General features: G+C 63.6%; 5 protein-coding genes. 3 read left to right on the top strand and 2 right to left on the bottom strand.

Going from position 1 to position 4518, the window contains the following annotated elements; all coding sequences use genetic code 11:
* Together EN994_RS19125 and gshB are read right to left on the bottom strand one after the other, a co-directional pair.
* Positions 1–408: magnesium chelatase domain-containing protein (locus EN994_RS19125; RefSeq protein WP_164746012.1), on the bottom strand; the 408-nt coding region annotated here is incomplete at its 3' end.
* A 174-nt stretch (positions 409–582) separates the two neighbouring features.
* Positions 583–1524, bottom strand: a complete 942-nt coding sequence (gene gshB / locus EN994_RS19120) for a glutathione synthase (protein WP_013528601.1) — start codon at positions 1522–1524, stop codon at positions 583–585.
* A gap of 300 nt (positions 1525–1824) precedes the next feature.
* On the opposite strand from gshB, the gene EN994_RS19115 reads away from it, so the two are divergent.
* The 3 genes from EN994_RS19115 to EN994_RS19105 all read left to right on the top strand — a co-directional run.
* Positions 1825–3174 (top strand): EAL domain-containing protein, encoded by a 1350-nt coding sequence (locus EN994_RS19115; protein ID WP_013528600.1) that lies wholly within the window; start codon positions 1825–1827, stop codon positions 3172–3174.
* A gap of 267 nt (positions 3175–3441) precedes the next feature.
* On the top strand, positions 3442–4209 hold the full coding sequence (locus tag EN994_RS19110) for an SDR family oxidoreductase (RefSeq protein ID WP_063169668.1): 768 nt from the start codon (positions 3442–3444) through the stop codon (positions 4207–4209).
* Positions 4210–4262: 53 nt separating this feature from the next.
* Positions 4263–4518: 2-dehydro-3-deoxygalactonokinase (locus EN994_RS19105; RefSeq protein ID WP_245466049.1), on the top strand; the 256-nt coding region annotated here is incomplete at its 3' end.

Genomic DNA, 4518 nt, shown 5'->3' with positions numbered 1-4518 from the left:
GATCAGGCCTTTGCCCTCGGCATTGGCGGCGATCGCCGCCGGCAAGGCGCCGGCGACCGCGGCAATCGTGCCGTCGAGCGACAATTCTCCAAGTACGACATAGCCGGCCAGCATGTCGCCCGGAATGGCGCCAAGGGCAGCCATCAGGCCAAGCGCGATCGGCAGGTCGTAGTGACTGCCTTCCTTCGGCAGGTCGGCCGGCGCCAGATTGACCGTGACCTTCTTCGACGGCATCGACAGGCCTGAAGCATGCAGTGCGGCCTGCACCCGCTCGCGGCTTTCGGCCACCGCCTTGTCGCCCAGGCCGACGATGTGCATGTTGACCTTGCCGGGCGCGATCATCACCTGCACATCGACCGGCACGGCCTCGATGCCCTGGAAAGCGACCGTGCGAACCCGCGCCACCATTTCTTTGCCCCCAGGCCACAACCCACGCGATGGCCAAGAAATGGCCCCACGGGCAGACAATCACAAATCCTCGGTCAAATCAAGAACATTACGGGAACATGTGAGCGCGTGGGTTGCAGCCGAATTGAGCGCGGTTGCAAAAACGGAACATGGTTAAGACAAAATGAAAACGGCTTACCCGCGCTTGTCCTCGACCGCGTCCCAGAACAGGCTGGCGATGTCGGCGCCGCCGAAGCGTTTGACCTCGCGCACGCCGGTCGGCGAGGTGACATTGATCTCGGTCATGTAGTCACCGATGACGTCGATGCCGACCAGGATGAAGCCACGCTCCTTCAGCGACGGCCCGATGCGGGCGCAGATCTCGCGTTCGCGCGCCGTCAGCTCGGTCTTTTCGGCGCGGCCGCCGACATGCATATTGGAGCGGGAATCATGTTCGGCGGGCACCCGGTTGATGGCGCCGACCGGCTCGCCGTCGATCAGGATGATGCGCTTGTCGCCCTTGCGCACGTCCTTGAGATAGCGCTGCACGATATAGGGTTCGCGAAACATCTGGCCGAACATTTCCAGCAGCGAGGCCAGGTTGCGGTCGCCCTCCAGCAGATGGAAGATGCCGGCGCCGCCATTGCCGTAGAGCGGCTTGACGATGATGTCGCCGAACTCCTTGCGGAAGGCGGCAACTTCGAGTGGATCCTTGGTGATCAGCGTGTCCGGCATCAGGTCGGCAAATTCGGTGACGAAGATCTTTTCCGGGCTGTTGCGCACCCAGGCCGGGTCGTTGACCACGAGCGTCTTCGGGTGGATGCGCTCCAGGATGTGCGTGGTGGTGATGTAGTTCATGTCGAAGGGCGGATCCTGGCGCAGCAGGACGACGTCCATCTCCGACAGATCGGTGCGCACCTTCTCGCCCAGCGAATAGTGGCTGCCTTTCTCGTCGCGCACCTGCATCTCCTCAATGCGGGCAAACACCTTGCCGTCGCGCAACGACAGCCGATCCGGCGTGTAGTGGAACAGCTCATGGCCACGCCGCTGCGCTTCCAGCGACAGCGCGAACGAGGTGTCGCCGGCGATCGACACGGTGGAGATGTGGTCCATCTGGACGGCGATTTTCAGCTTCATGGCGGGTCTCCGGCGGCTCTGATGGGCGACTGTCCTGCCTGTACAGGCTCACTGCCCGTCTGCCAATCGCGACCTTTTGAAGATTGGCATCAGCAAGTCGCAAGCTCGGCCCTGCCGGTCATTCCGTGACAGGAGCCAGGCTGCGCGTCCTCGTTGTTCCTTGAGCCCGAATGCACACCTCACATCGATCCTTCGAAACAGGTCGCGGTTGCCCATGGAAAATCGATTTCGCGATACGTTTCCTAAAGGGTTTGCTGCCAGTCTGAAAATAAATTCCGAAGTCACAAAACAGGGACACCGATGCAAACTTCGTTTGGCACCGGTCAGGCAAACAGGGAGAGCACGGATCTGGCATTCACCGATCCGTTGACCGGGCTTGGCAACCATCGCCGCTTCTTCGACAAGGTCGATCGGCTGATCGCCGACCGAGCCGACGATCCCGCGCCCTTTACCGTCGGGATTCTCGACCTCGACGGCTTCAAGCCGATCAACGATCTGTTCGGCCACAAGGCCGGCGACGACATCCTGATCCAGGTCGCGATGCGGCTGCGCGCCTCTATGGACGGCTATTCCACGGTCTGCCGCATCGGCGCCGACGAATTTGCTTTTCTCTATCCGATGGTATTCAGCGAGGACGCTGCGGCCGAAAAGTCGCGCATGCTGATCGAGATCCTGTCGGCGCCCTACGATGTCGGCGAACGCACCGCCAGGCTTTCGGCCTCGGTCGGCTGCTCGTTGTTCTATTCGGGCGACGAGACCACGGAAATCCTCATCAACAAGGCAGAGACGGCACTCTACCACGCCAAGCGTTCCGGCCGTGGCCGCGTCGTCGTCTACACCCGTGAGATGGAAGAAGCGGCCAAGCGCGTCACCCGCATCGAACAGGCGCTGCGCCGGGCTGTCTCGGCCGGCGAAGTGGAGCCGCATTTCCAACCCATCGTCGATCTCGCCACGCGCCGCACCATCGGCTTCGAGACGCTGGCGCGCTGGACCGACCGCGACCTGGGTTCCGTGCCGCCGACCGTCTTCATTCCCATCGCCGAGGAGCGCGGCATCATCGGCCCGTTGTCGCAGCTGGTGCTGCGCAAGGCGACGGAGGCCGCCAGAAGCTGGCCGAAGGACCTGTTCCTGTCGTTCAACCTGTCACCCTCGCAGCTCGTCGACCAGAACACCGGCCTGCACATACTGGCGATCCTCGACCGCACCGGCTTCGATCCGCGCCGGCTGGAGATCGAGATCACCGAGACCGGCCTGATGAACGACCCGGCCTCGGCCGCGCAGATCGTCGAGGATCTGCGCCGCGTCGGCATCCGCGTCTCGCTAGACGATTTCGGCACCGGCCAGTCCTCGCTCGGCCGCTTGCGCGAATTCCATTTCGACAAGCTCAAGATCGATCGCGCCTTCGTCTCCTCCATTCTCGACGACAGGCCGTCGGAACACATCATCCGCGCTATCCTCGCAATGTGCGAAGGGCTCGGCATGGACGTCGTCGCCGAAGGAATCGAGCAGGAAGCGCAGGCCGATCGCCTGGTCCAGTTTGGCTGCGCCGGCGGACAGGGCTATCTGTTCGGCAAGCCGGTCGATGCCGACGCCACGCTCGGCTATCTCCGCGATTCCTTCCGCGGCGCCCTGCGCGCCAAGGCGATCTGACCGGCGGTCCTCCGAGATCCCCAACCCCGACGGTGCTGCCGTGCGCATCCGGTGCGGCGCATTGTCGTTTTGTCTGACATAAGCCCTGAAATTCGGCGGTTCGCCCTTGCCCGCGCGCCTTGCGTGGCTAGGATGCGCGCCGATCACGCTACGGCGCCGCGCGTCTTTCAAGACGCGCAAAGGACGCTGTAGCATTTAACATTTGCGCATGATCCCTTTCCGAAAATCGATCCGATTTTCGGGGTCATGCGCTGGGAGACAACAACGATGATGCCATCGGCGCATTTTGCCGACCTCGAAGGAGCCTCGGTGCTGATCACCGGCGGCGGCTCCGGAATTGGCGCGGCACTGACCGAGGGTTTTGTGCGCCAGGGCGCCAATGTCGCCTTCATCGACATCGCCGACGGCCCAAGCACAGCTCTTGCCGACCGCATCGAGAAAGAATTCGGCCGCCGGCCGCTCTACCTCAAGACCGATTTGCGCGATGTCGAGGCCCTGCGGGCGTCCGCCGCGAAGGCTGCCGAGGCGCACGGCGATGTCACCGTGCTGGTCAACAATGCGGCCTGGGACGAACGCCACGCCGTCGAAGACGTGACGGTCGAGTTCTGGGACAACAACCAAGCCATTAATCTGAGGCCGCATTTCTTCACCGCGCAAGCGGTGGCGCCGGGCATGAAGCGGGCCGGCGGCGGCTCGATCATCAACTTCACCTCGACGTCCTATCTGATCAACCACCCCGACATGCCCTCCTACACGGCCGCCAAGGCCGGTATCCTCGGTCTGACCAAGGGGCTGGCCGGCAAGCTCGGTGTGGACGGCATCCGCGTCAACGCCATCGCACCCGGCTGGGTGATCACCGAGCGGCAGAAGGAGCTCTGGGTGACCGAACAGGGGCTTGCCGCCCATGTCGCCAAGCAGTGCATAAAACAGGTGATGCAGCCCGACGACATCGTCGGCACGGTGCTGTTCCTGGCCTCGGACGCTTCGCGCATGCTGACGGCGCAGATGCTGATCGTCGATGGAGGTTTCCTGTGAGCCAAGCCGGCAACGCACCGGCGGTCGCCGCCGTCGACTGGGGCACGACCCGCATGCGGGTCTGGCTGATCGACGGGCAAGGCAAGATGCTTGCCGAACGCCGCGGCGATGACGGCCTGATCACCGCGCAGCAAAAGGGCTTTTCGACCATCCTCGAAGGGCATCTGGCGGCGATGGGAGCACCAGCGGCGCTGCCCGTCATCATCTGCGGCATGGCCGGGTCCCGCCAGGGCTGGCTCGAAGCGCCCTATGTCACCGTGCCGGCGCCGCTTACCGCCATCCTTGCGGGCGCCGCCAGCGTGCCCGGAC

This window comes from Mesorhizobium sp. M7A.F.Ca.CA.002.09.1.1, from assembly GCF_003998555.1.
GTDB classification, from domain to species: domain Bacteria; phylum Pseudomonadota; class Alphaproteobacteria; order Rhizobiales; family Rhizobiaceae; genus Mesorhizobium; species Mesorhizobium ciceri.
The sequence above is the reverse complement of the archived record's forward strand: the minus strand, read 5'-3'. Positions and strand labels throughout refer to the sequence as shown.

Coding starts and splice junctions, on each gene's coding strand:
- gshB (WP_013528601.1), bottom strand. CDS start 1,524: ATGAAGCTGAAAATCGCCGTCCAGATGGACCACATCTCCACCGTGTCG.
- EN994_RS19115 (WP_013528600.1), top strand. CDS start 1,825: ATGCAAACTTCGTTTGGCACCGGTCAGGCAAACAGGGAGAGCACGGAT.
- EN994_RS19110 (WP_063169668.1), top strand. CDS start 3,442: ATGATGCCATCGGCGCATTTTGCCGACCTCGAAGGAGCCTCGGTGCTG.